Below are 26,619 nucleotides of genomic sequence, written 5' to 3'. Positions count from 1 at the left end.
GGCCCTTTAATTTTTATTTTTGATATTGAAATACTCACTACTTCAGTATGTTCAATATTTGTGTTTATTGGCTATCTGCATTCAGCTGGCAGATATTTGGGCTCTATGTCGATACCTGAACAGCTCCACTCAATCCCTGACGCGGTAGTTTCTGGAGCCAATTTGATCACTGAGCCCCGGATAGCCTCTTTTGCTTTCGGACCTCCGATTCCGACACTAATTTCACCTCGGGTCACTTCAATATAGTCAATGTAGTCAGAAGCATAATCCGTAGCGCTTCCAATCTGATTGCTTCCGTTATTGATTTCATCCAAGGTAACTCCGCTGACTGCAAGCTCGGATACCAGATTCTTTAAAGCAGAAGCCTCATGAATCACCATAGATGTTTGAGAGCGAACGGTATAGTCATTATAGGCAGGTAATGCTACTGCTGATAAAATCCCAACCATAGCAATTGACTCATACCCACCTGCAAAAAATACATCCAGCATACTCTGTTCAAAGTTGAGTTCGATAGCCACAAACTTTTCGGCCAGATCAACGCTAAAGCCCATGCTACCTTTATCTGAAAAGTTGAGCTCACCTGCATGAGGTAATGAGAATATATCCGCATTTGAACCACTAATGTCCGATAGCGCATTCAAAAGTTGTAAATAGAGATAATAAGATTTTCTGGACATTCCCTCTTTGCTAGTGGTAATCCCGAGAAAGGCGCTTTTAAGTGAATGCCCTTGGCTATTTTCGAGCCACTGATTAACATTAACTTTATCTTTGCGACTGGCTCTTTCTATCAGTGGTTGAGGAATTCCGGAAAGAATCAGAAAATTATCTTCTTCAATCCAGAAGTAATGGTTTTTGATGTTTTTCATTAGACTGGCCATCAGTGGTGGTGTATCCAATGTTTTAAAAGCTTCATCATCGAATGAGAAAAAACGTGACTCTGCATGGTGGATTGTGATTCCGTTGACATTCCGGCTTGTATACCGGATTGCGTCTTTTTCCTGACCTTTTTGCAGAAGTTTTTTAAAGCTCTCTTTATTCTGTAGACGAACAGCAATAAAGTCACTAACAGAATCTGACAGGTAGACAACTTCGGGACCGACAATACTAAGAATTTGCTCTACTTCAAAACCGGTTTCATTTTTGAAAGTTTGCTTAAAATGGTCATATTCTTGCGAGCGCCCTTTCATCATTGAAACAGTCGCCTCAATTCGCTTGTACTGAACTTCACTTGGCAAAGAGAAAACGCCAAGGGTACTAATATCACCGCGTGCGCTAAAGTTATAGTCGTTGGCAACACTTGGCAGATAGGCTCTGAAACCTACAGACGGCATATCAATTAAAATTTTGAATCGAGTTTTTCCCTGGCTCGCTCCGTACCCCAATGCAACGGCGTTAAGCTTGTCCACTCCTGACATTTGCAGACCTGCCTTTGCTTCTGGTGGAAGAACTCCTTCAAGTTTAGGTAAAATAGCTTTTACATCGACAAATGCAAAAAATCCTTTTCCACTTTCATCAATCTGTTTTTCTGCCGCATACATCGGATGGTCTTTAGTTTGCGGCAGGGAAGTAACTATTGACTCTAACTGAGATAAATCGAGCTGATTGCTTATCGCCATGATGAATTTACCATTTGTTTCATCAAAGTGGTAAGCGGCATTGATTGCCATCGGTGAAATAGATAGCGTACCTATGCCAGATGCATTCATTTCCTGCACTTGCTCAATCATTGGCTCACTGCTAAATAGTTCCTTCAGGAGCTTGGAAAACTCTGCCTGGCTTTCGATGTTTATTCGCGTTGCCATAAGAGATGTAGGAGCCATAGGATTTTTTTCATTCAGTACGACTGCAATTTCAAAAGGGCCACTATTGTGTTTGACCAGCAATTCTGCCAGAGGCTTTTCTGTCGACTCCAGCTGTGCGAGCAAGTTTTCGTAAAAACCACTTTGTACTTGTTTTATTAAATTAACGTGTGCCTCATTACCTTGCGCATACTTGAAGCCATTATCTACATTGTCGAAAAAATGCCAAAGCGTTGGTTGTCTGAAGTAACCGACTGTATTTTCGGGTAATGATTTTCTAAGCCAGGCTTGATGGGCAAAGTTTGCCATTTTTAATGCGGGTGGTTCGGGAGGATTTTTTTCATTGTCCGCTGGATTATTATTTTGAGAGCAAGCCGTTATTAGCAGACTTGATAATATCAGGTATCTTAAAAATTGACGCAGCATTCCCTTTGTTTCTCCGTAACTATTTTGATTTTGATGCCGGCTTTGAAACCTATTTTGAACGGTACGTTTGACCATTTCGCAAAATTTAACCGGCAATTTCTGAGGGAGTTATAATAGCTCAAAGCTCAAGGAGAAAGAAATTAAAATGAAGTGCAATTAGCTAGATTAAAAGCCAGAACTAATGTTCTGGCCTGGCTTACCTTGGATTATCTCTACTTTTTCTTTTCTCTGGTAAAAAGTACGAGTAAAGATAGAAATCCTATTCCCCAGCCAAAACTACCACCTCCACCACCAAATGATGGGCGACTGTGTTGAAAAGCAGGTTGAGATTTGTCAGCTCTGTTATTTTTTACAGGTTGAGTCGAGCGTACTTGTCTCGCATTTTGTTCTCTTTCAACTCGGACTTTGTTGATTCGGTCAATATTGTAACTTTGAAATTGTTCTTCCCTAAGTACCAGCATAGAGGTGTAGTCGGTGACCAATCCATATTCAAGAGCGATTTCCTTAATCGCATTTTTGTGATCTTGGTCTTCAAAGTCTGACATTCTTTCATCCAGATCTTTAATTTTTGCAAAAGCCCATAGTCTTTCAAGTTCCGGGTTTTGAACGGTCTGTCCTGGAAATTCGATATTGGTAGAATAACTCTTTGGTTGACCGGAAAGCTTCGCTTTCAATTCAACTTTTGCCGGGCCACTTTTCCAATAGTGACCCATTATCACCAACTGCTGTCCTCGATACAGGTTACCGATATATTCAGGTGTGAAATCGGAAACCTTGACGCCGTCTACATTGACTTCAACGTCATGATAAGCTTTATGTGTAAGGCGTTGACTGGCAAGCATTACTCGACCAATAATGTCGTCCGCATTAGACACACTTAGCGCGAAACCTCCGGAACGCCGCGCCAGAGGCTCGAGTAAAGGCGTATTTGCACTGTTGCCCATTATAAACGTGAAAAGACGTACATCATGTTTTTCCAATAGCTTGAAGAAAGCTTCTTTCTTTGTATTCCCTATATTAGCTACGCCATCTGTGACCAGTACAATAGCTGTAGGCCTGTCGCTATTGAGTGAACTAAGCCCTTGTTCGATGCCGGCATAAAGATTTGTTCCTTTGTCTGGAGAAACCTGACTAAGTTTTGACAGGTAGTGAGATATGTTTTCTCGAGAGGCATTTTCATATCCACTGGTAAGTTCCTGAGCATTATCATTGAACAGGATAATACGAAATCTGTCTTCTGCACGCATTTTTTGAAGAGAGCGACTCACTCCTTCCGAGAGTGAAGAAAATTTGCCTGTCATCGAGCCAGATATGTCGAGTACAAACACCCAGTCACTACCGCGAGTAATTTTCTCCAGATCATCGCCGGGAGTGAAGGTCATCATGAATGTCCCTTTTTTTGAAGGATCTGGACGATAGGTAAGCAGATCGATCGAACCCGGCAATCCAGCTTTTAATTTCCAGTAAACAACCAGATCTTGATCTAGTCGAAAGGCTTCGGGGGCAGTCGCCTGCGATGAAAGGTTGGACTCCGCGAGCACATCAATCTGATTTTTGTTCAGTTGGTCGATGTTGGCTTCGGCATATGTCGTTGCCAGTTCATCGGAGACTTTGTCATTGTTTGCTTGTGATTTCGCTGAATTATTACCACTTTTTCTAATACTGACTTTCCACTCATTAGCATTTAACTGAGTAATCTGAGCTTGCGGATGATTCGGCAGTCGTACCGCTTCAACCGGATAGCCCGAACGTAGAAGAAAGCTAAGGCTAAAGGCCTTGGTCACACGAGTATTGGTATCCCAAAAAGCCAGGGCCTCTTCATCAACACCTCCATCTTCCAACTGGTAAATCCAGCGTCCTACGCCGAGATCAATCTCTGCTGGTTGATAGTAGCGAAGTTGGATTTTTGTATCCTGGTTAGCTCTAACGGGATAAACAGAGGTTTCAAAAGTTTTGTACTCTTTTTGCTCGGTTAATCCCGCATGATTACCGTTGGCTTTTTCCTGCTCATAAATCTGCCGAGCTTTCTCTTTTTCTACCACTTCACCAGTTACTTGTTTATCGTCTATCCAGACAGAAAACTCTCCCACTGCGCCATTTTCAGGAACCGGAAAGCTGTAGATTGCCTCTTGATCGGCACCTTTGTCATTGTGAAATATTTGAGTGACTTCAGTCATCGCGTAGCCGTTTTCGACCACAACATTCACATGGTGCTCTTTTAATTCGAGAGAACTGGATGAGTCTTTGGGAGTGAGTAATCCTGCGGCCTGGCTCGCCATTGAAATGATAAAGGTACTAAATATTATTAAAAATCGATTGAATGACTTCATTTGTCTGCTCCTTAGATTATTAAAAGCTCCAGGTGCAGTTTTCGACAAATCTCGTAATATCGATACCTATTTGAAACAAGTCGTGTATGTTAATACTTTGGGTTGTCTTGATAATACTTTGCTAGCTTTAATACTGTAGCGTGATAGCAAAAATAGCGCTTGAAGCGCTGCTTTAAAAGACTATCTCTATTTGAGTTCCGACTTTTACTTTTTAACAAAACCAGCTAAAACTATAGTGGTAGTTTACAAAATGACTGGACAGGTACAAAGATGGGTAATTCAAAGGGCGTGCTGTTGATTGCAACCTACGGAATTGATATTTTTTATGGAATGGAAAAAGAGTTAGAGCGGCTGGGATGCGAAACAACTATCGTTACACAAGTTGAACTGGCGTTATCTGCTATCAATGAGAAAGCATTCGATGCAATCATTATTAATATGGAACCCGATGGAAGCGGTGGCATAGAAGGAGCCCAGATTCTTGAGAAAATATCAAAATCGAGGTTACAGGCAAACGCTATATGTCTTGGGATAAGCGTGCAGTCTGCGGCTAAATTACTGGCTTCTGCAACTAAAGCCTTGGAGGCGCTTTCTATTTTAGTTGGGTGGCTTAATGTGCCTCTTGCCCCCGAAAAAGCATGCAAATTAATGCTGGATATGGTCGCCAGTCCTGATAAGTTTTCTGTATCGGCGAGGCTAAAGTAAGGACTTTTGATGAAGCTTTTGTCTGCTTTTCCTATTGTTTGAGGCTAATCATTAAAGGTTCATACTGAAAAAGATAAGCAAAGAAAATCACTACTGTCATTACCAGCATAGTACAAACAAAATAGGCTATATAGGTTAGAACTGCTTTTAATACTGTTAGCGGCCATGACTCTTTAAACAGTGTTTTACAAACCCAGATAAGATAGATGGCACCTATTGCCAACCGGCTGAATTCGAAGTGTAGTGGTATCAGCTTACTTATTGGGGCGATTAATGTTGTAAGCAGTAAATAACCACACCAGGCATAGCAAAGTACGACAAAAGATTCCGCCCAGTTTAATTTTTGCTTGTGGTAAATCCATTTGAAAGGAAAACTGGTTAGCGCAAGAAAAACAAATACCAGATAGTTTATGATGGCTACAACGGCTTTTCCGTATTTTTCAGAACTACCACTAAATCCAATACTTATGTCGAGTAATGAAAAAACAATCAGATAGGCTGTTGCGAAATAGAATAATGCTTTAATCGGATGAGTATAGATAATTCTTTTACCTTCCAGATATTCTTTTATCATTCTACCTGGAGAGGTCAACAAAGCCTTGGCTAAAGTGACAAAACGAAAATCAAGCTCACTGGTTTTTTCAAATACCGAATTGAGTATGGGTTTTATTGCTATGGGTTGATTAGCTTTCTGCCCGCATTCTGAGCAATAAGAGCCATAAAGTTCGGCTCTGCAATTTCCACACAGATCTTGTTCGTTATTAACTTTGTTTTCCATTTCAATGCTTCTTCTGCTGACGCTTATTCATTTTGTCTCAGTAAGGCCGAAGTATTTAAGTAACTTGATAACTCTACGATTTTACCCTGTTTTACGGTTGTAACCTTGTCTGATAGTAATCGAATTTGTCTGACAGGTAAAATAGCCGATTCGACCAGATTCACAAAGGAATGTTTGCTAATACTTGGTATGCCACAACCTTCTCTTTCTGGAGGGGGTATCCCCTCAATATATTTGGAGATAGGAGAATCGAGTTTACCTGCCAACAGTATAAGGTTAGAGATTATTCTCCCTCCGGATACTTTTTAAGGCGAGAAATTCTAGGTTTGATTGAAATATATCTAAAAAATTCAGTAGTTTCTTCATTTTCAACTAAGCTTTAGATAGGCAGCATAATTATAGATATTCGAATATAGCCTGCTCACTTTTCCTTGTTTGCCAGGGACTTCTGAGGTCGGACAGTTGAAACTTAAAGACAATCTAACACTGATACACTTTCCAATTTTGGCGAGCCTTGCGCTAATACATGCCGCAGGGGTCTATATTTACCTTTCCTATGCGCCCGAAATTAGTGAGGCTCTTGATGCTAACAACTCTCTATCAGCCAATGCTGAATGGGTAATCGTGGCCTTATCTGCTGGAGTTAGCTTTTTAATGATGAGTCTGTTGGTGATTCTGGTCAGAGCACGGATTCAGGCGAAGCTGATTGTAAAGCTTGATTATCTCAATCACTTTATCCGAGATATCGGTAAAGCAGAACCAATGCCGATTAACGGCATCATTCCCGAAACTGATGAGATTGACAGACTGGTTGAATCAGTATTAGTGATGAGAAACAACTACGCTATTCAGAAAAAGTCACTCGAAAAGCTGGCTTACTACGACAAGCTCACCGGGCTACCAAACCGTGATTATTTAGTCAAAGAGCTAAACCGGGTTATTCAAATAGCCAGGCGTAAAAAAGAAGTCATTGCGGTGCTGCATCTTGACCTTGATGAGTTTGAAAAGATAAACAGCCATATCGGTCGAGATGCGGGTGACACTCTACTGACATTGGTTGGTGAGCGCCTGGAAAAAGTGGTAAGAGGGAGTGATCTGGTTCAGCGAAAAGGTCATGAAAAAGTAGATCAAAAGATGCTGGTCGCGAGAACCACTGGCGCTGAATTCTCTTTGTTACTGGTTGATATAGAACAGCCGGAAAATGCACTGAAAGTGGCAAGAAGGCTACTTGATGCGTTGTCGGTTGCCTTCGTCGTTGAGGAGCATCGAATTTTGCTTGATGCCTGTATTGGTATATCTGTTTTCCCGAGTGATGGAAAAGATGCAGAAATACTCTTGAAAAATGCAGATTTCGCGGTTAATGAAGCTTCCCGACGAGGCAAGAGCGAGATAGCGTATTTTGAAAAGGAAATGAATACTCATGCACTCGATAAGTTTCAAATGGAAAAGGAATTACGTCGAGCTCTGGATCACAATGAGCTAAGTGTGCAGTTTCAGCCAAGAGTCAGTTTATCCGATGGGGATGTTGTGGCGTTTGAAGCGCTTGTAAGATGGCAGAAGCCCGGCAGTCAGTTAATTCCTGCTGCGGAATTTATGCCGGTTGCCGAAGAAACCAATTTAATTTGTGAAATAGGTAACTGGGTTTTTGACCGTGTTTGTCGTCAGGTGCAGTTGTGGCGTGAGAAAGGATACAACTACTTACGAGCGTCAATTAATTTATCAGAGGCACAGCTCTACAACTCGGAAACGATAGATTTGCTTAAGAGCTATATGTCGCTTTACGATATTCCCGGAAGTAGTCTGGAAGTTGAAGTTACCGAAAGGGCCATACTGAAAGATATTGATAAGGCGATTGAAGTACTGAGGCAGTACTGCACTCTGGATATAACCGTCTCCCTGGACGATTTTGGTAGTGACTATTCTTCAATTACACTGCTACAAAACTTACCCCTCGACGTATTGAAAATTGATCGCCGATTTATCTGCGATGAACTCAATAATCAAAATGGTCAGAAGCTATTGAAATCCATCATTACCATTGCTAATAATTTTGGACTCTACACCGTAGCTTGTGGCGTTGAAAAACAGGAACAGGTTAATTTCTTTAAAGACGCAGAATGTAACTTTATTCAGGGTCATTATTTCGCCCACCCCGTTGATGCCGATAAAGTGACCAGTTTTCTTGAAAGCTGGATGGCCGAGCTAACAGAGTAGCGATAAAAGCAAACGCTTTGTTAGCGAGCTCCTTCCGCATTACCAGACGAGCTAGCAGAGAATATCCGTGAGCCTCTTTAAATAGACTTATCAGGTTGTTCCTTGTAGTTCGGTCACTTGTAGTCCGGTCCTTTGTAGTCCCTCGTAGAAAATGAATAGATTCCTCTTTTTTTATTCCAAAAAACAATAAATCTCTGATTGCTTAAAATCTCCAAGTGCGATATTTTGGTTTTGCACCTTTAGCTGTTCTTTTTTTGTTCAGGTGCACAACTAGCATTTTGGCCAAATTAGGCTCGTAGATCAGAGGTTGTCAGATGTCATCATCAGCTAAAAAAGAAGCAATAATTACCTTCACCAGCTTGGGTGCAACTGTTGGAATGATGATTTCCTGTCTTCTGGTTGTCTCTGACTTCATCAATACTGATCATCAAACTGGATTATTAGTAGCCCTCTGTTTTTCTCTTATATTAATTTTTGCCAACATAGGTCGAGCTATTGGCAAAAAGTACTGGTCGATTTTCGAGTTAGAAGGAACGACAGACTTGAATGTAAAGTCAGCAGCACACGTATTTACTGCCTGATAGTAGTTTTTCAGTTTCAGTTCGTTTTCAGACTCTGCCTGTTGATTCATAGGAGCATGGTTGGTGACTCCTTGCCCGTTCTTTTTAACTAGCTACTTCTTTCAAACGTTGTCTTTAGAACATTGATCTCTGGTTAGCAAAGTAGATACCACAAGAAGAAAACCATTGTATTGATTTCTGAATTAAGGGGTAAAATCTATTTCAGAGTTAAAAAAGACCGCAGCATCGAGCCTCTTTGTTGTGTAAGTAATCAATATATCCCAATTAGAAAAGGAGAGCCTGGTGAGCTTGGCCTGAGGGTTATCTGGTGCGGCAAATTTGTTCGGCCTGAGATGGATTAGTAAACGACAATCTATTATTGAGGATGGGAAACATCAGCGAAAAAAGCTTGGACGAGATTTGGGCGCGGGCGGGGTAAGTAGGGAAGCAGCCATTAAGTCGGCAATTTCTCCCAAACCGATATTGACCTCTAGCGCGATATTTTTCCCATCATCAGCGAGCCAGTGACTGACAGGAAGTTTGGGACTGCGATAGTTGTATAGATAGCGCTTACTTTTCACCATTTTATTGTCACTTTCGAACTCCATGCTTAATGAAGCAAGTAGTGATATTGAGAGTTGGCTTTGTGAATATTGTAAAAATCTGAAGCCTTCAATTCTGTAATGAATAAGGGTGTCGTTCGACAGTGTCTCAGGTGCATCCTGAAGAATGTTCCAGTCCAGACTCGCGCGCTGAAGCAATTGATGAGAAAGTGCTTCTTCGAGTTTATTTCCACCGAGTCTGGAGCGGATAGCTTCTTCCATTTTTACTTTTTCCTCTTTGCTTAAGGCTATTATGCTGCCTTCTATTCCGCCAGCAATAGTTCCTGCTCCACTACCGACAAGTGCGCCAACCGGTGAACAAATGATAAACAGAGGACCACATTGCAAGCCTGCGACAAAACCTGCTCCAGCCCCTGCTGCTGCACCGTCTCCCATACTTCCGCCAATTGACTCAGGGCCTTTAACATCTGGTTGGATATTATCTGGACTTTGGGAAATAAAATGGGCGCTGGTCCCTTTGGGCATTGGCGGCATTAACGGTAGATGTTTGGATGTGCAAGCGCTTAGAATTATCGGGACGAATAAATATATCAAGGAGTACTTTAGCTTAAAATTCATTCGGCACCTCTCAATTCACTGACTTTGTTTCAAGTCACCGAGCTCTGACAACGCTAGTGACTCCTGAACAGTTTCAAATGCCGGAATATCAGTGTAGCGCCAACAAACACGCAATATTTCTTCGTTTTCTCCACAAGCGGCAACAATGCGGGTTTGTTCAAATTTAGGGTTATATCTGATATAAGTCACCTTGCCTTGAGTCAACTGGACATCCAAAGGAGGGGGAGGTAATCCGTCATCCCATCGGCTCATCGCGGAAATCTGATATGAGCCGGGAAGGCTGTTGTAAACTACAAAGCCATTATGTCTAATCAACCCTATTGGTTGACCATCAACAAATAAATTCATGTGCTTTCCGAACCCGGCCAGATAGATGACGAGTGTGGCCCTGGCGTCTGGCACTTTAATCAATTCAGAATTGAAAACTGGGCCGGATGCAGCACAAGAGCTTAGCACAATCAATCCAGATAAAATTCGGAGTGTGTAGAACAATTTGTTCACAAAACTGCTGGAATACATTTGTAGAATATTATGCGGTGGAGTTATTTTAGTATAGTACACAAGCTCGCCTTATTTTAACGGCTGTCTACCGGGATTATTATCCGGTATAGTCGACTCTTATTTTTTACTAACTAAGCTGTGGATAATGGAAAAAGGCTCAATTTTAATTACCGGTTGCTCAAGCGGTATTGGTTTTCATGCTGCCATTTTTTTACAAGAAAGGGGATATCAGGTATTTGCTTGCGTACGCCAGGCTGCAGATATAGAGCGGCTGAAATCACTTGGCGTCAATGTGCTGCTAATGGATCTGAATAACACCGACAGTATCGATGCTGCTATTGATACCTTGTTGGTGCATACTGGTGGAAAACTCGATTTTCTTTTCAATAATGGGGCCTACGGACAACCTGGAGCAGTCGAAGATATACCGACCGAAGTATTAAGAACACAGTTTGAAACCAATGTATTTGGTTGGCATCATCTGACTCGCAGAGTACTTAAGGTAATGAGAGAACAGGGACATGGGAGGATTGTTCAAAATAGTTCTGTGTTAGGGTTTGTCTGCATGCCTTATCGTGGCGCCTATAATGCATCCAAATTTGCAATTGAAGGTCTCACCGATACGATGCGACTGGAATTAACAGGGAGCAATATTTATGTTTCCCTGATTGAACCCGGTCCCATCGAATCCCGGTTTCGCGCGAACGCTCTGTTGGCTTTTAAAGCAAATATTGACTGGCAAAACAGTATTCATCATGCAAAGTATGTTGAAGAAATTCGTCGATTGGAAAAAGAAGGACCGTCAACTACCTTTACGCTCGGACCTGAAGCAGTCACCAAAGCATTATTGCATGCCATGGAAAGTAAGGTGCCTAAAGCTCGTTACAGGGTAACCACTCCCACCAAAATTTTCAGTTTTCTCAAACGTATACTGTCCTCGAAAATGCTTGATCGATTGCTGGCGAAAGCTTGAGCCCTGAGATTCCTTTCCTTGTACAAAAGAAGAGGAATCAGGAGTCGTTGGAGCTGACCTATCGTTTAATAACTTCCTTTTCTTCGATGTTGCTCAAAGTATTAAGAGATTTTCTGTACCCGCTGATCGCATGTTGCTCAATCAAAATGTTGACCGAATCCAGTAATCGTGACATCTCCATTTCCAGGTGCGGTTGACCTGTATTAGGACCGGTAGCCAGGTTCCAGTGTTGTAGAATCTCGTTATAGGCACCGATTTGATTTTCGTAGAGATAAAAACATCCGGGACCGCCATCCCATGGTATCGCTCCGCCATCACCATAATCATTCCATCTTACTGCCTGACAAGTTGCTTCGTCGCTAAATGGGCCGGCACGTCCAAAAGAAGGACTGCCGTTGGAATAACTGACAGTGGTGTAATACCAGCCAGGTGATGACACCGGGCCGACTGCGTTGGCTGATTGACTGGCGAGCAGTCCGGCGAGCACGATTGTTAGTGTTGCTAGCGTTATTTTCATTTAGATTCTCCCAATATGTATCTGTCGTTAAGCGATAACCCGTGGCTGTGATTCCTGTTTCTCCTGAGTTGCAAAACTACGGATGGCTAATAAAAACGATGCGACCTTGCAAAGGATTCCCTTTACTGAAACATCAATATGGCGATTGTTTTTTATGGGCACTAAGTCCCGGTAATGCGCGCTTGTATCTTTCAGTTCGTATCTATTGTTATTCGGAAAGAAAGAAAAAACGATTAAATAACCGGGTCAATAGTGGTCAAAATATTGGAAGGCGGGATAATGCCAGTTCGTTGAAAAGGTTGCTATCTTATTGAAAAATAAGGTATAAAAAGTATTTTTACCAGAATTTACCAGCGAGTTTCTTAACAATCCTCAAGGTTAGTTCCACAATATCTGCCTACATTGCTTTAAGTCGCTGGCGGCATAACTGATACACTGAAACATTCTGAAACCCGGAAAATGTGTTGTGCCGATAAGAGTGACAATGTTTTTAGGAGTCGTTTATTATGAATTTAGTCATTCAGAGAGCTTTCGCCCGATTGAACAAAGTGAGCCTGGTATTGCTCACAACGGGCATTACTTTAGCTATTTGCGGTCAAGTGCAGGCTCATAAATTTTTGAGTGAAATCCTTACTGAGCAAAACTTGGGGAGCAACGCTTATTTTGTGCACATCGCTAATTATCAATTAACTGAAGAAGAAATATTAAATATCAATAACAATAACCAGAGAGTTGATTACTATCTTGATCGGACCTCAAAACTGGTGGCGGTAAAGCAGAAAGAAGAAGATACCTGTGAAAACTCTGGATTTAAAACTTGCGGCCAGTTTGATCATTTTAGCCAGGCTAGAAGTGCCGCAATTATCACCTGCCATCAGCTGTACGAGCAAAATCCGTCACTTTACCCTGCGACTCTTGTGCCCTTGTACTTATCGCCTACAACTTTTGTTGAGCTGGATACAGCCACCAACGATCACCATATTAACTACAACCTTGTGCAAGGACTTAGCTTTGATTGCGGTTATATTACCTGGGTACTCAAGTATGAGCAGGACTCCTAGCTCGGCAACAAATGGCACTTTTGTGAACTTATCAAGATGAAACAATCCTAGTTGGTTTCACTACCGAGAGATAAAGATTTTACACTTTGCATCACCGAGTCGAGACAGTTGTTAAGGGTGGTGCGAGCTTCAGCCGGTAGGCTGGCATCTGACAATATAAAGTGACAGGTGCCAGCAACATTTCGCCAACGAGGATTTTTAGGAATCTTTTCCAAACTTAGATATTTGTCCAATGAACGTGTTCTCAAAGAGCCATTGTCTATCGAGACTGTCCAGATTTTGCTTTTCTCTGCAAGTTCAACCCGGTTGGTACCGGTATGGCTTTCCCAGATAGAAACTGCTTCCACCATGGTATTGACAAGTGCTTGTCGCAAACGATATTTTTGAATATCAAGAGTATCGTGATTGACAATCTCTTCTGGTGTTTCTGAATTTAAAGGCTTCTGAGTTATTGTCGGCGGCTCATTTTCATTTTTTAGTAGATGGTCGTTTGTTGAACTGATATCCAGTTTTCTTAAATCTTGTTGTTGGAACTTATCATCCAACAGAATTAACTGCTGCTGGTGGTATTTGATACTTTGCAATAGTGATTGCTTTTCCTTATGTTTCTTAAACCAGTAAAATACGATGAAGCTAATACTAAGTATCAACATAATGGTTACCGTTAAGGCTTCATTCGTTAGCCTTTGTATTTCTGTCTGATTGTTGGCGTTTTCTATTTGCTCCAGAGCGAGTTGATGTTCCACTTGCTGCTTTTCAATGGTGACTTGAATTGATTTTATTTCTGAATCATATTTTTGAGAAAGAAAAGCCTCTCTTTTTTCCGCATGCTTTTCCAGAAAATGAAAGGCTGCTTTAAGATCTTTGACGCGATAGGCGTCGCTGAGTATACGATAGATCTTTTCTTGTAAAGACAGGTCATCATTTTCTTCGGCTGCAATCAATGCGCTATTTGCGTGTGATATTGCCTGATCATTTTCTCCTGTTTTTAAGTAATATAGTGCCCAGTTAAGGTTGAGTTCTGAACGTAGATCAAAATTACTTTCTGGTTGAAGCAACATCGCTTTTTCCAAAAAACTTTTTGCGGAATTCAGCTGGTTATCTTCCAGCTGAATACGCGCAATGTTTACCAGTACTCTTACTTGTTCACCTACAGAATTTTTGAGCTCTATATTATCAACTGCTTTTTTTTGGTAGAAGTTCTCTTTCTGTTTGTCATCCATTTGACTGTAACTAATGGCGAGATCTTCATAGACATGAGTAATATTGTCGAAAACCCGACGGTCAAAATTATCGAGGCGGGTGTACTCCAGAAAATTATCTAGTGCCTGTTCATAATAAACTATTGCCTGTTGAGTATTTTCCAGCTTTGAATAGATCAAACCAATATTATTGAGTGTTGTACCTACTGCGTAGGCATCACCATTTTTAAGCTTTATTTTAAGGCTTTGCTGGTAATGTTGCAGTGACTGACGAAAATTGCCTAATTGCGACTCAACCAGTCCAACATCGTTATAGCTCTTAGCCAACATTATCGAGTCGTTCTCATGCTCTGCAATTTCCAGCGCTTGGTAAAGATGAAAACGAGCGGGTTCAAGTTCTTTATTAAAGTACAATTTTTGCCCCATACGACGATGCCACTGGTATTTGATATGTGGTGACTGGTTAAAATTTTGATCCTGTCGAATGAGTGATAAGTATTCGGATTCTTTTGGCGCTTCTCCCAGAGAGTGATAGATATCGACGAGTGATAAGTAAATATATAACCTGTCAGTATCTCTGTTTTGGCTCTCCGCCGACTCTTCTAATTTTTCAAGCTGTCTGGAGCACTCTGCCAACGCGACCTGGTAGTTCCCCATTTTTATCGAATTTTGACAGGCCTGATGAGGAGCTATTGACTGTTTTTGCTGTATTGATCTTTGTAGAGCTGGGCTTTCGGAACTTTGAGAGACGTTTATATTTGTCTGTGAACGCTCGATATCAGCAGCCTGTGAGATGCTCGCTGATAGGAAAAAAAGTAGAAATAGGTATAAATGCTTTATTTTTATCGTCATATTGGCGCTACTTACTTCTCGACATTTCTCCTGAAACGTCACGAATTTATTATTGTTCTTAGCTGCAGGGAGCGATTTTGCTATCACACATAATCACTCGCTTTCTAACAGGAGCTGATGGCATTATGCCATAGATTGTTCATGGGATTGAATTTGTGTGATACCGTTTGACTGGAAACTCCAGCCGGTTAGCACTTTTGTCTGCTCTGGCTGTATTCGTTGTGCCGGGCTAACTAATCCTGTTTACAGTGCCGACTGATTCCTGTTTCGAGTTAGTCAATGTGATAGTTAATCTGCAAGTCGCAATCATCATGTCTGTTGCAGGTCATTAAGGGCTGATTATTGGGCAAGAGGGGGATTTTGTCGTCACTATTTATCGTCAATATTTGTCGTCACTGCATTTAATCAAGAATCCTTAATACTTCATCACCCTTTGTCTATTGTGGTCTGGCCTTATGCGCTATGTTCAGCTCAGGATATTGATTATCTATTATTGAATCCAGTGTTATAAAAACCTTTGTTGTTCATGGGAGAAAGCCTGTACTGGAAACGTGGGTATAAGATCAACAATTTCCAAAATTACAGGCTGTAAACCTACAGTTTTTAAATTAGCAGGTTTTCCTACCGCAGGATGAAACAACGGCTCGTCAAAAATAAATGAGTAGTGCTTTTTACTTCTTCTGTAAAAAAATTGAATTTATTTTTTTTACGAAGAAACATAAATGGTTTTGAATAATTTTGTTACGCCGAAAAAAATAAATCGTTTTCTCGAAACAGATACTCGGATTTTTTGCCTGATGTTTGTTTTTTAGGCATCAAGGATTACTCAATATCATCTTGTACATAAAATATAATTTTTTTAACTGTAAACTTAAATTGTTATTGTGTTCGATTGGCAATAATACCAAACGAACTGTGAAAATTTCACACCGATTAAGGCTTCTCAAATGCTAGCATTCCACAGTGCCTATGTAGTGACATGCAATTTAACGGCACAGAAATATTCAAAATAAAAATTTAAAACCGGACCTTTTTTAATAAGGGAAATAGAATCAATGAAAAACTTTATCATCTCTACTGCGGTTGCGATGCTGGGAGGGACTTCTCTCGTTGCAGTTGCCAGTAGTACACCAAAAATTGAAAAGCAGGTTGCAACATCTGCTAGTGTGAAGGTGTCGAAAGCCCTCAGGGATCTTAAGCCTTTGCAAGAGATTACTCCGCAACGCAAAGTAAAAATGTTGAATAGTGGAGAGCCTGTTCCTGGAGTAGACCTAATCAAGGAAGTGCCTAACCGCTTTCCTTTTGAAACCAAAAAGCTGAAAAATGCAGGACAAACCGCAGTAGCCGATCCTGTGTTGCAAACTAAAATTGCCAGCGGTAAATTAATTGAAAGCAGAGCACCTACCATGGGCGCCAGCTTTGACGGTATGACAAATCCACAAGGTTATGTGCCACCAGATACCAATGGTAGTGTTGGACCGAATCATTACGTTCAAACAGTTAATGTTTCTATCGCAATATGGGATAAAACAGGTAACCAATTATTGGCTCCTGTTGCAATTAACCAACTTTGGGCTGATTTCGGTGGAATCTGTGAAACTAATAATAACGGTGACCCAATCGTAATCTATGATCGCAGAGCTGATCGCTGGATGATCAGTCAGTTCGCGCTAAGTAGTGGCGATAACCACCAGTGTATCGCAGTTTCTCAAACAGCAGATCCTACCGGTGCTTACTTCTTATATGATTTCCCTTATGGCGAGCTAATGAACGACTATCCTCACTTCGGGATTTTCGGTGATGCTTACTACATGGGTGTAAATCAGTTCAGTGATAGCGGCTGGGCCGGAGGCGGTGTTGCTGCTTATGAAAGAGATAAGATGCTTATCGGTGCCGAAGCACAGCAAGTTATCATCAGTGGTCAAGGTTTCTCTCCTGAAGTTTTCACGCCGATGCCTTTGGATGTTGATGGCTTAATGCAGCCACCGGCAGACATGAACCAGTTATTCGTGTGGGCTAATGCTGAAGGTCAAAGTCGTTTACACGTTTGGGAAATGGATCTTGACTGGAGCAATCCGGGAGCAACTACTTTTACTGAAGTAACGGCGTTAGACGTCGCTGCATACAGCTCGCCAAGTAACGCTGTTCAGCCGAATGGTGAAGAACTTGATTCTCTTGGTACTCGTTCAATGTTCAGAACCTCATACCGTAACATTGATGGACAGGGCAAGATTTTGTTTACTCACAATGTTGCAGGCCCTAATGGCCAACCAGCACCTCGCTGGTACGTACTCGACGTTGACCATAATGATGGTCACGCGGTTTCTGTAGAGCAACAAGGAACTTTCTCGCCTGACTCTGACTTAGCGCCAAGCTCGGCTGCTCGTTGGATGGTAAGTGGTGCTATGGATGCTAACGGTAACGTTGCAATCGGCTATACTGTAACAGATTCAAACATCTTCCCTTCTATTCACGCGGCAACTCGTTTAGCAAATGATCCTGCTGGTGAAATGACTGATGAGTTTGTTCTTGTTGAAGGTGGCGGTTCTCAGGCGCAGGTCAATCGTGGTCGCTGGGCTGACTATGCCAGCATGAGTGTTGATCCTGTTGATGATTGTACTTTCTGGTATACCAATGAATATTACAAAGCTGAAAACAACAACAGCTTGACCTGGTCGACCTACATTGCAAGCTTCAAAGTTCCTTCATGTACCACGGGTCCTTCAGGACAAATTTCTGGTGTTGTAACTGATTCTGAATCAGGTGATCCAATCGCCAATGCAACCGTTGCTGCCGGCAATATTTCTGCGGTTACTGATGCTCAAGGTAATTACACTTTGACTCTTCCAGTTGGTGTCTATGATCTGGTTGCTTCTCGCTACGGTTGGAATTCACAGCAACAAGGTGACTTCAATGTTGAAGCAGATGATGAATTAACTTCTAACTTCTCATTGACTGCAGCTGATCAAGTTGAAGTTGCTGGTGTTGTCACTGATTCTCCTGCTGGTCGAGCGGTATATGCAAAGGTTTCTGCAGTTGTTCCTGGTGGAACTGTTGTAACTTATACCAATCCTGAAACTGGTGCGTATAGCCTTCCTTTGTTCGAGGGTACTACTGTAAATATTACAGCACGTTCTGAAGTATTTGACGGCTACATTGCTGAGTCGCAAGATGTTCTTCCTTTGGATGATCCAATGGCAATGACGGTTAACTTTGATCTGGATGTTGAAAGTTCTTGTGTTACTCCTGGCTATCAATTTGTTGATGCGTCTTTTGCTGAAAGATTCGAAGGCGATACTTTCCCTCCTACAGGTTGGACTGTTGATGACAACGCAGGAGACGGAGTCGTTTGGCAAAGTGCACTTGCCGGTCGTGGAAACATTACTGGTACAGAGGGTGATGCTGCATTGATTGACAGTGATGCTGCTGGCTCTAGTGCAAATGCTGATTCTTCATTGATGACACCAGTTATTAATGTTAGTGATATTTCATCAACGACTTTACGATTTGTTGGTCACTACCGTACCTATACCGGTGCAGATCAGGTTGACCTGGATATCAATGTTGATGGTGCAGGATGGGTCAATGTTCTTTCATTCGCTACTGGTACGCAGAACTATGAAGTTGATCTTGCTACGCAGCTTGAAGGAGCAACTAGCTTCCAGTTGAGATGGCATTACTATAATGCAAACTGGGAATGGTATGCGTCAATTGATGATGTGACTTTTGGTGATACCAGCTGTATTCCAGCAGAAGGTAGTGTTGCTTCTGGTTACGTTATCGACGGTAACACCGGACTTCCTGTGAACAATGCTTCGGTAATGGTTCAGGGGAATGAGGTTTTCCAGGCGACTACTACACCAAATGACGACATGCTTAACGATGGTTTCATTCACTTCTTTTTACCGACTGGCGCCTATGCTTCAGTTGAAAAGTATGCGTATGAAACAGTTGAACTACAAAGCGCGCCTGTTCTTGCAAGTTCTATCGCATTAAATGCGCCTCAGTTTGAAGTGAGTGAAGAAACGATTGCAGAGTCGGTTAAGCAAGGTAACAGCACAAATACTTCTGTTGATGTTTCTAATACCGGAATAGCAGAAGGTAGCTTTGAAGCAAGACTGATCAAAAAAGGTACCAGAGCGGCAGAAAGTGGACCAATGCATCAGCCAACTCGTCATATGGGTCCAAAAGATATGGACAATCTGGATGCGAAAAAGATTCGTTACTTCCCAGAGCGTATTGTAAAGCGTGATAAAGATGTTCCTGCGTCAAGCTACTTCATGACTGACATTACTTATGGTTGGGGAATCTCTAGAAATCCTGCTAATAACGAGTTCTATATCGGAGATCTCGCCTTGGCTGATGCGCCTGCAGATGTTCTATGGCGATACGATGCAAATGGTTCATTAACTGGTGAATCTATTCCACTGGATTTCGTAAACTCATGGTTTGCTGATTCAACTTTCGACCAGTTGACTGGTATGCTTTGGCAGCTAAATTCTGGCGCCAATGAATGTATTCACGAAATTGATGTTGCTAATAATGTGATTACCGGTAATACCATTTGTCCTGATACAGGTACTGCTCAGCGTGGTCTGGCACACGATCCTCTAACGGATACTTTCTACATTGGTTCGTGGAATGATGGACTGATTCACCAGTTTACTCGTGATGGTGAAATCTTACGTTCTATTAACACCGGACTACCAATTGCTGGCTTGGCTTTCAATCCATCAACAGGTCACTTGTTTGCTAGCTTGAACAACGCTGGTGATAACTTTGACGTGATGGTGCTTGATGCAAATAGTGATGAGCTTGATCAAATCGAAGGTATTAATGTTCTCCTCGACCTCGATGGTGATGAAAACGCAACCGATGAAATCAATAGCCAGGCTGGTCTGGATATCGATTGCGATGGCACACTTTGGTTGGTTGACCAAGACCGACAATTAGTCGCGGGCTTTGCTTCAGGTGAGACTGGCGCTTGTGATATTGAAGCTGAGTGGGGCGATGTAACTGGAAGTGGAACTGTTGCTGCTGGTGACTCTGCTGAAGTTGAATTAACCCTTAACGGCGATGTTGAGCCAGGCGAATATGAAGGTACTCTGGTTGTGACTAACAATTCTCCATACGGCTTCCAAACTGCAGATGTTTCATTAGAAGTAGTTGCTGTCGTTGTTGGCGAGTTCACGATTTCTGATGTTTCTGTTGATGAAGGCGGAATGGCTGAAATTACTGTTGAAAGAATCAATGGTAGTGAAAATTCAGTATCGGTTGATTATGCTACTGAAAATGGCACAGCCATGGCCGGTGACAACTACACTGCAGCAAGCGGAACATTAACCTGGGAAGATGGAGACAGTGATAGCAAAACTATTTCTGTACAGACTGCAAGCTTAACTAATGAGCAAGGTGATTTAACCTTTAGCGTTAATCTTTCCAATGCAACTGGTGGTGCTGCAATTGCTGACTCTACAGCGACAGTCACTATTACAAATCTAAACGATGATTTGTTCCCAGGTACTTTTGAAATCAGCAACATTGTTGTTGACGAAAAAGGTACTGCTGAATTAACAGTTAGTCGTGTTGACGGTGACGATCAGGCGGTAAGCGTTGATTTTGCAACAGCAAATGGTAGCGCAGTATCTGACAAGCATTACACCGAAACTAACGGTACATTATCGTGGGATGACGGTGATTCGGAAGATAAAACGATTACTGTTGCTATTGGTAGCTTAACCAATGCAGAAGGTGACTTGTCATTTGAAGTTAACCTGTCTAACGCAACTGGTGGTGCAACCATTAGTGTTTCTACTGCAACAGTAACCATCAACAACCTTAATGATGATCCAAAAGGTGGTGGTTCTTTCGGAATCCTATTGTTAGTTCTATCTGCATTCGGATTCATGGCACGTAGAAAGTCAGTTTAAGTTAAGTTTTGTTAACTTAATCTAGTAGGGAGCCTTATGGCTCCCTTTTTTGTTCCGAATAAATTGTTTACATCAGTCAGCCAAAAATAGTGATAAACTGACTGAAAAATCCTGGGGGAAAACTGAAAATGAAATATCTGGTTTTAGTGCTTTTAGCTGGATTATTTTCCTGTAGCTCAGATGCAGTTAAAGATGAGTCACACAAAGAAAGTGAGAACACAAGCTTGAATTCAGAAAGTAGTCAATCACAAAGTGATAAAAATGAATCGGATAAGGCCAAAGAAAAAGATGCTGCGGCCAGTACGACAGCTAATACGCGGGTTAATACTGTAGAAGCAGCTACATCGAAAAAGCTGACTGACATTCCGCCGGTTGATCTGGATGAGAAAAAGGAAATACATATCGTTCCAAATAGAGAGTTTCCGCAAGAGCTGATGACCGGCAATAAAGACAAGAAGAAAGAGAATGACAAAGACAAAGAGAATCAGCAGGTGGGTGAGACGCTTAACAGCGATGGTAAAAAAGAGGAAATCGAAGATACCAAAGCTGATGAAGATAGCGAGGATGATGGCAATGACTAGCGGTCATTGCCCGCTTTATCCAGAGTAGCAGTCTGGTTGAAGTCGGGGCCTAATTGTTGTCCAGAGAAGTATTATCCACAGTAATATTGGCCGTATTACAAGGACTGTGATTCAATAAAATGGCCGTATTTTTGATTAAAATGGCCGTATTTACTTCGAAAGTGGCCGTATTCATTCTATAAAGTGGCCGTATTTCATGGAATCATGAGCGTGTCATGTTGTTTGGAGTCGATATGCTTGTCCTCTTTCGCGGAGCGTTGTTTCAATTATCAGGTTGATATATCTGAAAAATTCAAACTCTGGAAAGAACACGCTGAGGCGGCAGAAGAGCAGATAATGAATTCTTTGGTCCTCGAGAAAGCAGAGGTATCTAGCTCTTAACCAAATATTCTGTTGCAGATTATTACAAATGTGTCATTGATAATCAGTGCCTGACTGATAGAGTGAAGTCCTGCTATTTCAACTGGATCTTTCATAAGTCGTGTTTCCAATGAAAAACATCAATATTCTACTCGTTATTTTAGTGCTCGCGATTGGAGCTTTTTTCGGTTATCGCCATTTTCAGGGAAGCTCACCAACTACTGCCAATAGTACCAAAGTTATCTGGCAGCTTGATGCCTCTGCGGATAAAGAGGGTGAAAAAAGAAGAGCTTCTATCACTCAGGTCGAGCTGCTCAATGAAACCTGTAACAAGTTGCAGTTTAAGGTGAACTACCAAAGCAGCGGCCAGACTGATGGCTATTTACGTTTTAACGTGGGAGCGAAACCTTCCAACATGGCGTTTCGTGGTGACCATTCTGTCACTTTGCAAAAGGGCAAGGGTTCGAGTCTGTATGAAGTCTGGATGACTAATGAAGAGCCAATGGCGCAAACGGACAGTGTCTATGTGTCAATTGAAGAAATTGTCGATAATCGCTACAAAGATACCGAGCACTTTGTCAATATTGCTTATCAAAAAAGCTGGGAGCATAGCTGTTCTAACTAGCGAGTCTGTTGTCTATCAAAAGTTAATAATTAACAGCGCAATAAACTGAAAAGGAGGCTTATAAGCCTCCTTTTTGCATTGTGTCAGATGGCTGACCTTCAGCAAAATATTGACCTTTAAATAATCTCAATTTGTTATTGTTGATGGTTTCGTCATTAAGAATGAAGTAGCTTTAGTCAATGTCGTAGAACAATGTAGTAGAAAAATGTAGAGTTTAAAGTTGTCATACACGGCAGTTTGCACGGGATAAGTTGGTCGTTTATCCGGATTCAGAGGATTATAAATATAATAAAAGGGAACTAGAGTCGGATGACAAAGAAATTCAAATTTCTCAGTGTTGGATTGTTGGCGGTCCTTGTGCCGTTCCTGGCTGCAAGTGAAAAGTCTTTCAAGAGCATTGTCGATGACTGGTTCGATACATGCTCGGTCATTGTCGAAATGGAAGATCTGGAAGACGATGGCAATAGGGCGTTTTATCCTGTAGACCTCTACGTTCAGGGGCAACCACCGGAAACAGCCGATCTGGTGATTGCTTCAGATAAAGCCATATTTACCCAGCTGGCTTACCGACATTCTCTTTCAAGCAGCAATCGCTCGTTACATCCAGTTGCTCCACAGACTAGTGTCAGTCCACCTAACAAAAATATCAGTGTCTCGCTAAAACCTTTTCGGGAAAATCTGCTTTACTCATTTCGAGCCTACGTTGATAAGAAACTAATTGATGATTCAACTCAGGCAGGTGCATTCGTTAAATTTCAGGAATCGATCGAGGGAAAAGCTTGTCGTGTCGAGAAAGATACCTGGTACAACCTGTTTGTTGGCAGCAGCTCAATGGCGCGATTCCTGTTTATGTTGTCATTGGTTTTTGTGCTTTCAATTTTGGTCGCTTTGATAAAAGCAAGGTCGGAGTAGCTTATGAAATACTTATTGGGTTGGTCATTTTTCTATTTTGCTATTCTGGCAAGCTGTGTCGGCGCAGCTGACAGTACAGCCGATCCGATCATCTTTAAAGTCAACACATTGAGACTGGATGTGGATAACAACACCACGGCTCCATTACCGGATGCTGAGCTTGCTGAAATCAAACCAATCGGCAGGGGAAGTGCAACCGATCTTGAGTGCGAAGGAATATCCAACGAAATGGGTGAAATTATCTGCGTGGTTAATCAATGTAACAAAACAAGCCCTTTGTCGAATACCTACCATATTGCTATTCATGCACCGAATGAATTTGGCGAAATGACACCGGCCAAAGTGAAAGTCTTTCAATGCGACGTCATACCAACGCCGGCCTCTGCTATGTTTATCGAAAAGACTTTGATCGCCAGGAAATTTATTCAGGATGCTCAATATGTATTTGCGGGAAATACTAAGGATGTACTAAGCGGGCAGGCGGCCGTTTCGGTAGAGCAATATACTGACAAAATGTCTTCTTTGCTTAATAAGCCAGCAGGCACATATAGCGCGATTAAGATTCGAAGAATCTTCCAGGACAATTCATTTACTGCTGTTAAGTCCAATGAATCCAGCAAAGCCAATGACTATTCAGCTCTGGCGATTGCACACGCTAATGTCTGGCTAAATGAATGGGCCAAACAAAACGGCATCGATGACATAGAGACTAATGAACTCGATAAAATGAATACGCTGGATAAAAACATTAATAAACTTCTGGAACAAAGTAATAGTAACAAGTCATTGTTAGTGCATCAGGAGCAATTGAAATTTCTGAAAGAGTCAATCGAAAAAGGTCAGTTGGCTAACGAACAGTTTGAAGTACTTGAAAGTATCAGCATCAGGTAGTGCTTTCATTGGTTGTCGTATTTTAGGCCCATGATACCAAGGTAAATTTTATATCGTTATTGAATTCACGGAGGAGCTATGTCGAGTAAACCACTAGTTGTACTTATACATGGTATGGGAGTCCATACCGCGCCAAAACCTGCGGCTAATGAAAGAGGTTCATTTGGAAAGGAGTGCATCGATACCTTTAATAAAGCATTCCAAATGTATTCGTCACTCAAATCTCACAAGATCGAAGATAAAGTCAATTTTATTGAAATTCACTACGACCATATCTTTGATAAGATTCGTAAAGAAATGGCAGAAAATGGACAAAAGATTAGTGACCTTTTACAAGGCGCAGGTGCAATTGCCAATGTACCCGGCCTGGTAACAAAGGTCGTCCAGTTTGAAGCTTCTCTGAATGACGATGACTTTTTCTACACTCATTGGTTGGATGTTATTCTGTACAAACTTTATTTTGGCGAGTTTGTGCGCGTGCATGTAGCGGAAAAACTCGGAGAGATTATCAGTAAAAACAGCACCCAAAAAATACATATACTGGCACATTCGCTGGGTACAGCAGTCATTCACGATACTTTATCTAAGTTGTACAATGAAGGCTACGCCGATAATGACGATATCCCTGATCTTTCTCCGATAACCCATAAGTTATCTTCTCTTTGGCAAATTGCCAATGTTAGCAGACTGGCTAATTCGGTATTACCTGTCGCTGATCCCTATAAGTCGCTGGTTAAGCCCGGCAGTCAGGGCGTGACTGAAACCATGATGAACATCCATCACAAGTTAGATCCCTTTACCTTGCCAAAAAGTTTTTCTCGTACAGATAACGGGAAGTGGGTGCCGTCGAATGTTTTTAAAAGTAAATACCTCGATATCGAAACTTCAGTGATTACTCAATTAAATACTCACTCGATAACACAGTACCTGCATGATCCCGCTGTACATCTTTACCTTTTTAGAGCTTTGGGTATCAAGGTACCGCCTAAAGCGCAGAGGGATAAGGCTATAGCCGATTATAAAAATCTGGTGATTGATAAAGCCGAAGAGAAACTCAAGAAAAAGCTTAACACTTTGGTAAAAACCAACGCGGCTACTTTAAAAGATTATGTTGATGCTGCCAAAAGATTAATGCAATTTATCGAGTCAATGTGAGGCATACAATGAAATTAACCAAAATAGTTTTATCAATATTACTTCTGGCCTCAGCCCTTTTTATCACTGTTAGCGCAGAGGAAGAATGTAGTAACTTTGATCCTGAACCTCAGCATTTTAAAAAGCTTTATCAGGAAAGTAAGGAACTGGGGAAAGCCATTTGTGATTCTCTGGGCAAAACGATGGATCAGGAATCACTTGTTGGTCAGTACGTCGGATTTGCCAACAAGCTTGAACAAACAGTCGAGGCTAATTTTAAAACGACAGGTTACTACAATGCTCTCAAAGTGCAGGTAGCCTATTTTAGGAATTTAGCTGCTCTTGGTGTCGATAAAGGAACCTTGCCAGCTTTCTCTGTTAGAGAAAGCACCACCGATCTGGATGATACAAACCTTTATTTTCACTTTGTCTCCTGGGATACCGAAGGCCATGTAGATAGCGCTTCACCTGAGTGTCAGCAAGCACCGACTTGTGGAGAACTGCTGAATGCACTAGCCATTGCAATCAATCAGTATAAAGAGCCCTATGCTCGTTTGTCGGCTGAGGCTGCGACCAAAAAGATTACTATTCTCAGAAAATCCTGGGACACCTACTTTGAAGAAGCTCGCTCTCAGACTTTGTGGGACGCGATAGTAACTACCAAGATGGAAGAGGACCATCTCACTCAGGACAGATTAGTGGGACCAATGCAAAGGCAGTGGTTTGCAGCTCATCCCTCCATTGTTGTTGAGAATGTCAGAGATGCGCTGGATGGCTCCAAGACTCAACAGGGTTTAGCGGTAGAATGGTTTGGCGTTAACTGGTGGAATAAGGAAGCCAGTCCGATCGGTGTGCCTTTTGGCATTTCTCTGGCGAGTATCTATTCTTCCAGACCCGAAGTCGATGATGCCGGTCATGGAATTATGATGACATTCAACAATGCTTTGTCTATCGGTTGGGCAGACCACGGAGGAGATGATGGATATTATGTATCGATCGATTTTCTCAGCCTGCTTACAGAGAAAAAAGAGCGTTGGAATGATTACAAGAAAAGAATCAAAGAATTTAAATTCAAGTAGTTCGA

The 26,619-nt window shown here is 41.8% G+C and carries 19 protein-coding genes; 12 read left to right on the top strand and 7 right to left on the bottom strand.

Annotated elements, in window-relative coordinates; translation table 11 throughout:
- Positions 1–71: 71 nt before the first annotated feature.
- Both IYN84_RS19075 and IYN84_RS19070 read right to left on the bottom strand, forming a co-directional pair.
- Positions 72–2,228 carry a pilin gene (locus IYN84_RS19075; protein ID WP_196140863.1) on the bottom strand — a complete coding sequence of 719 codons (2,157 nt, stop codon included), beginning with the start codon at positions 2,226–2,228 and terminating at the stop codon, positions 72–74.
- Positions 2,229–2,440: 212 nt separating this feature from the next.
- Positions 2,441–4,558, bottom strand: coding sequence for a VIT and VWA domain-containing protein (locus tag IYN84_RS19070; RefSeq protein WP_196140862.1), 2,118 nt, complete (start codon positions 4,556–4,558; stop codon positions 2,441–2,443).
- 270 nt (positions 4,559–4,828) lie between these two features.
- Between IYN84_RS19070 and IYN84_RS19065 the strand changes: the two genes are divergently transcribed.
- A complete protein-coding gene (locus IYN84_RS19065) occupies positions 4,829–5,263 on the top strand; it encodes a hypothetical protein (protein WP_196140861.1) in 435 nt (144 codons plus the stop codon).
- Between the two features lie 31 nt (positions 5,264–5,294).
- On the opposite strand, the gene IYN84_RS19060 is transcribed toward IYN84_RS19065, so the two are convergent.
- Positions 5,295–6,041 carry a DUF3667 domain-containing protein gene (locus IYN84_RS19060; protein ID WP_196140860.1) on the bottom strand — a complete coding sequence of 249 codons (747 nt, stop codon included), beginning with the start codon at positions 6,039–6,041 and terminating at the stop codon, positions 5,295–5,297.
- Between the two features lie 462 nt (positions 6,042–6,503).
- On the opposite strand from IYN84_RS19060, the gene IYN84_RS19055 reads away from it, so the two are divergent.
- Complete coding sequence (locus tag IYN84_RS19055) at positions 6,504–8,255, top strand: bifunctional diguanylate cyclase/phosphodiesterase (protein ID WP_196140859.1); 1,752 nt, start codon at positions 6,504–6,506, stop codon at positions 8,253–8,255.
- Positions 8,256–8,569: 314 nt separating this feature from the next.
- Positions 8,570–8,836 (top strand): hypothetical protein, encoded by a 267-nt coding sequence (locus IYN84_RS19050; protein WP_196140858.1) that lies wholly within the window; start codon positions 8,570–8,572, stop codon positions 8,834–8,836.
- Positions 8,837–9,210: 374 nt separating this feature from the next.
- Here the strand turns inward: IYN84_RS19050 and IYN84_RS19045 are convergent, their stop codons facing one another.
- Together IYN84_RS19045 and IYN84_RS19040 are read right to left on the bottom strand one after the other, a co-directional pair.
- Positions 9,211–9,996 carry a hypothetical protein gene (locus tag IYN84_RS19045; RefSeq protein WP_196140857.1) on the bottom strand — a complete coding sequence of 262 codons (786 nt, stop codon included), beginning with the start codon at positions 9,994–9,996 and terminating at the stop codon, positions 9,211–9,213.
- Positions 9,997–10,011: 15 nt separating this feature from the next.
- On the bottom strand, positions 10,012–10,452 hold the full coding sequence (locus IYN84_RS19040) for a DUF2846 domain-containing protein (RefSeq protein WP_210330724.1): 441 nt from the start codon (positions 10,450–10,452) through the stop codon (positions 10,012–10,014).
- A gap of 190 nt (positions 10,453–10,642) precedes the next feature.
- Between IYN84_RS19040 and IYN84_RS19035 the strand changes: the two genes are divergently transcribed.
- A complete protein-coding gene (locus IYN84_RS19035; RefSeq protein WP_196140855.1) occupies positions 10,643–11,470 on the top strand; it encodes an SDR family oxidoreductase in 828 nt (275 codons plus the stop codon).
- Between the two features lie 58 nt (positions 11,471–11,528).
- Here IYN84_RS19035 and IYN84_RS19030 read toward each other — a convergent pair whose 3' ends face one another.
- Complete coding sequence (locus tag IYN84_RS19030; protein ID WP_196140854.1) at positions 11,529–11,987, bottom strand: hypothetical protein; 459 nt, start codon at positions 11,985–11,987, stop codon at positions 11,529–11,531.
- 506 nt (positions 11,988–12,493) lie between these two features.
- On the opposite strand from IYN84_RS19030, the gene IYN84_RS19025 reads away from it, so the two are divergent.
- On the top strand, positions 12,494–13,048 hold the full coding sequence (locus IYN84_RS19025) for a hypothetical protein (protein WP_196140853.1): 555 nt from the start codon (positions 12,494–12,496) through the stop codon (positions 13,046–13,048).
- A gap of 47 nt (positions 13,049–13,095) precedes the next feature.
- On the opposite strand, the gene IYN84_RS19020 is transcribed toward IYN84_RS19025, so the two are convergent.
- Positions 13,096–15,102 (bottom strand): tetratricopeptide repeat protein, encoded by a 2,007-nt coding sequence (locus IYN84_RS19020; protein ID WP_210330722.1) that lies wholly within the window; start codon positions 15,100–15,102, stop codon positions 13,096–13,098.
- A gap of 1,055 nt (positions 15,103–16,157) precedes the next feature.
- Between IYN84_RS19020 and IYN84_RS19015 the strand changes: the two genes are divergently transcribed.
- From IYN84_RS19015 to IYN84_RS18985, 7 genes are all read left to right on the top strand, one after another.
- A complete protein-coding gene (locus IYN84_RS19015; protein WP_196140851.1) occupies positions 16,158–21,032 on the top strand; it encodes a Calx-beta domain-containing protein in 4,875 nt (1,624 codons plus the stop codon).
- Positions 21,033–21,160: 128 nt separating this feature from the next.
- The gene (locus tag IYN84_RS19010) at positions 21,161–21,613 is read left to right on the top strand and encodes a hypothetical protein (protein WP_196140850.1); all 453 of its coding nucleotides are present in this window, start codon (positions 21,161–21,163) and stop codon (positions 21,611–21,613) included.
- A gap of 490 nt (positions 21,614–22,103) precedes the next feature.
- The gene (locus IYN84_RS19005; protein WP_196140849.1) at positions 22,104–22,598 is read left to right on the top strand and encodes a hypothetical protein; all 495 of its coding nucleotides are present in this window, start codon (positions 22,104–22,106) and stop codon (positions 22,596–22,598) included.
- A gap of 309 nt (positions 22,599–22,907) precedes the next feature.
- Entirely contained in the window at positions 22,908–23,510 is a 603-nt protein-coding gene (locus IYN84_RS19000) for a hypothetical protein (RefSeq protein WP_196140848.1), read from the top strand.
- 3 nt (positions 23,511–23,513) lie between these two features.
- The gene (locus IYN84_RS18995; RefSeq protein ID WP_196140847.1) at positions 23,514–24,401 is read left to right on the top strand and encodes a hypothetical protein; all 888 of its coding nucleotides are present in this window, start codon (positions 23,514–23,516) and stop codon (positions 24,399–24,401) included.
- A 78-nt stretch (positions 24,402–24,479) separates the two neighbouring features.
- Positions 24,480–25,556: an alpha/beta hydrolase gene (locus tag IYN84_RS18990; protein WP_196140846.1), complete on the top strand. Its 1,077-nt coding sequence runs from the start codon at positions 24,480–24,482 to the stop codon at positions 25,554–25,556.
- Positions 25,557–25,564: 8 nt separating this feature from the next.
- Positions 25,565–26,614 carry a hypothetical protein gene (locus tag IYN84_RS18985; protein ID WP_196140845.1) on the top strand — a complete coding sequence of 350 codons (1,050 nt, stop codon included), beginning with the start codon at positions 25,565–25,567 and terminating at the stop codon, positions 26,612–26,614.
- The last annotated feature ends 5 nt before the right edge of the window (positions 26,615–26,619 follow it).

It is taken from the genome of Aliikangiella sp. G2MR2-5 (assembly GCF_015687155.1).
Lineage (GTDB): Bacteria > Pseudomonadota > Gammaproteobacteria > Enterobacterales > Kangiellaceae > Aliikangiella.
Note: the sequence above shows the minus strand (reverse complement) of the source record. Positions and strands in the feature narration are given on the sequence as shown.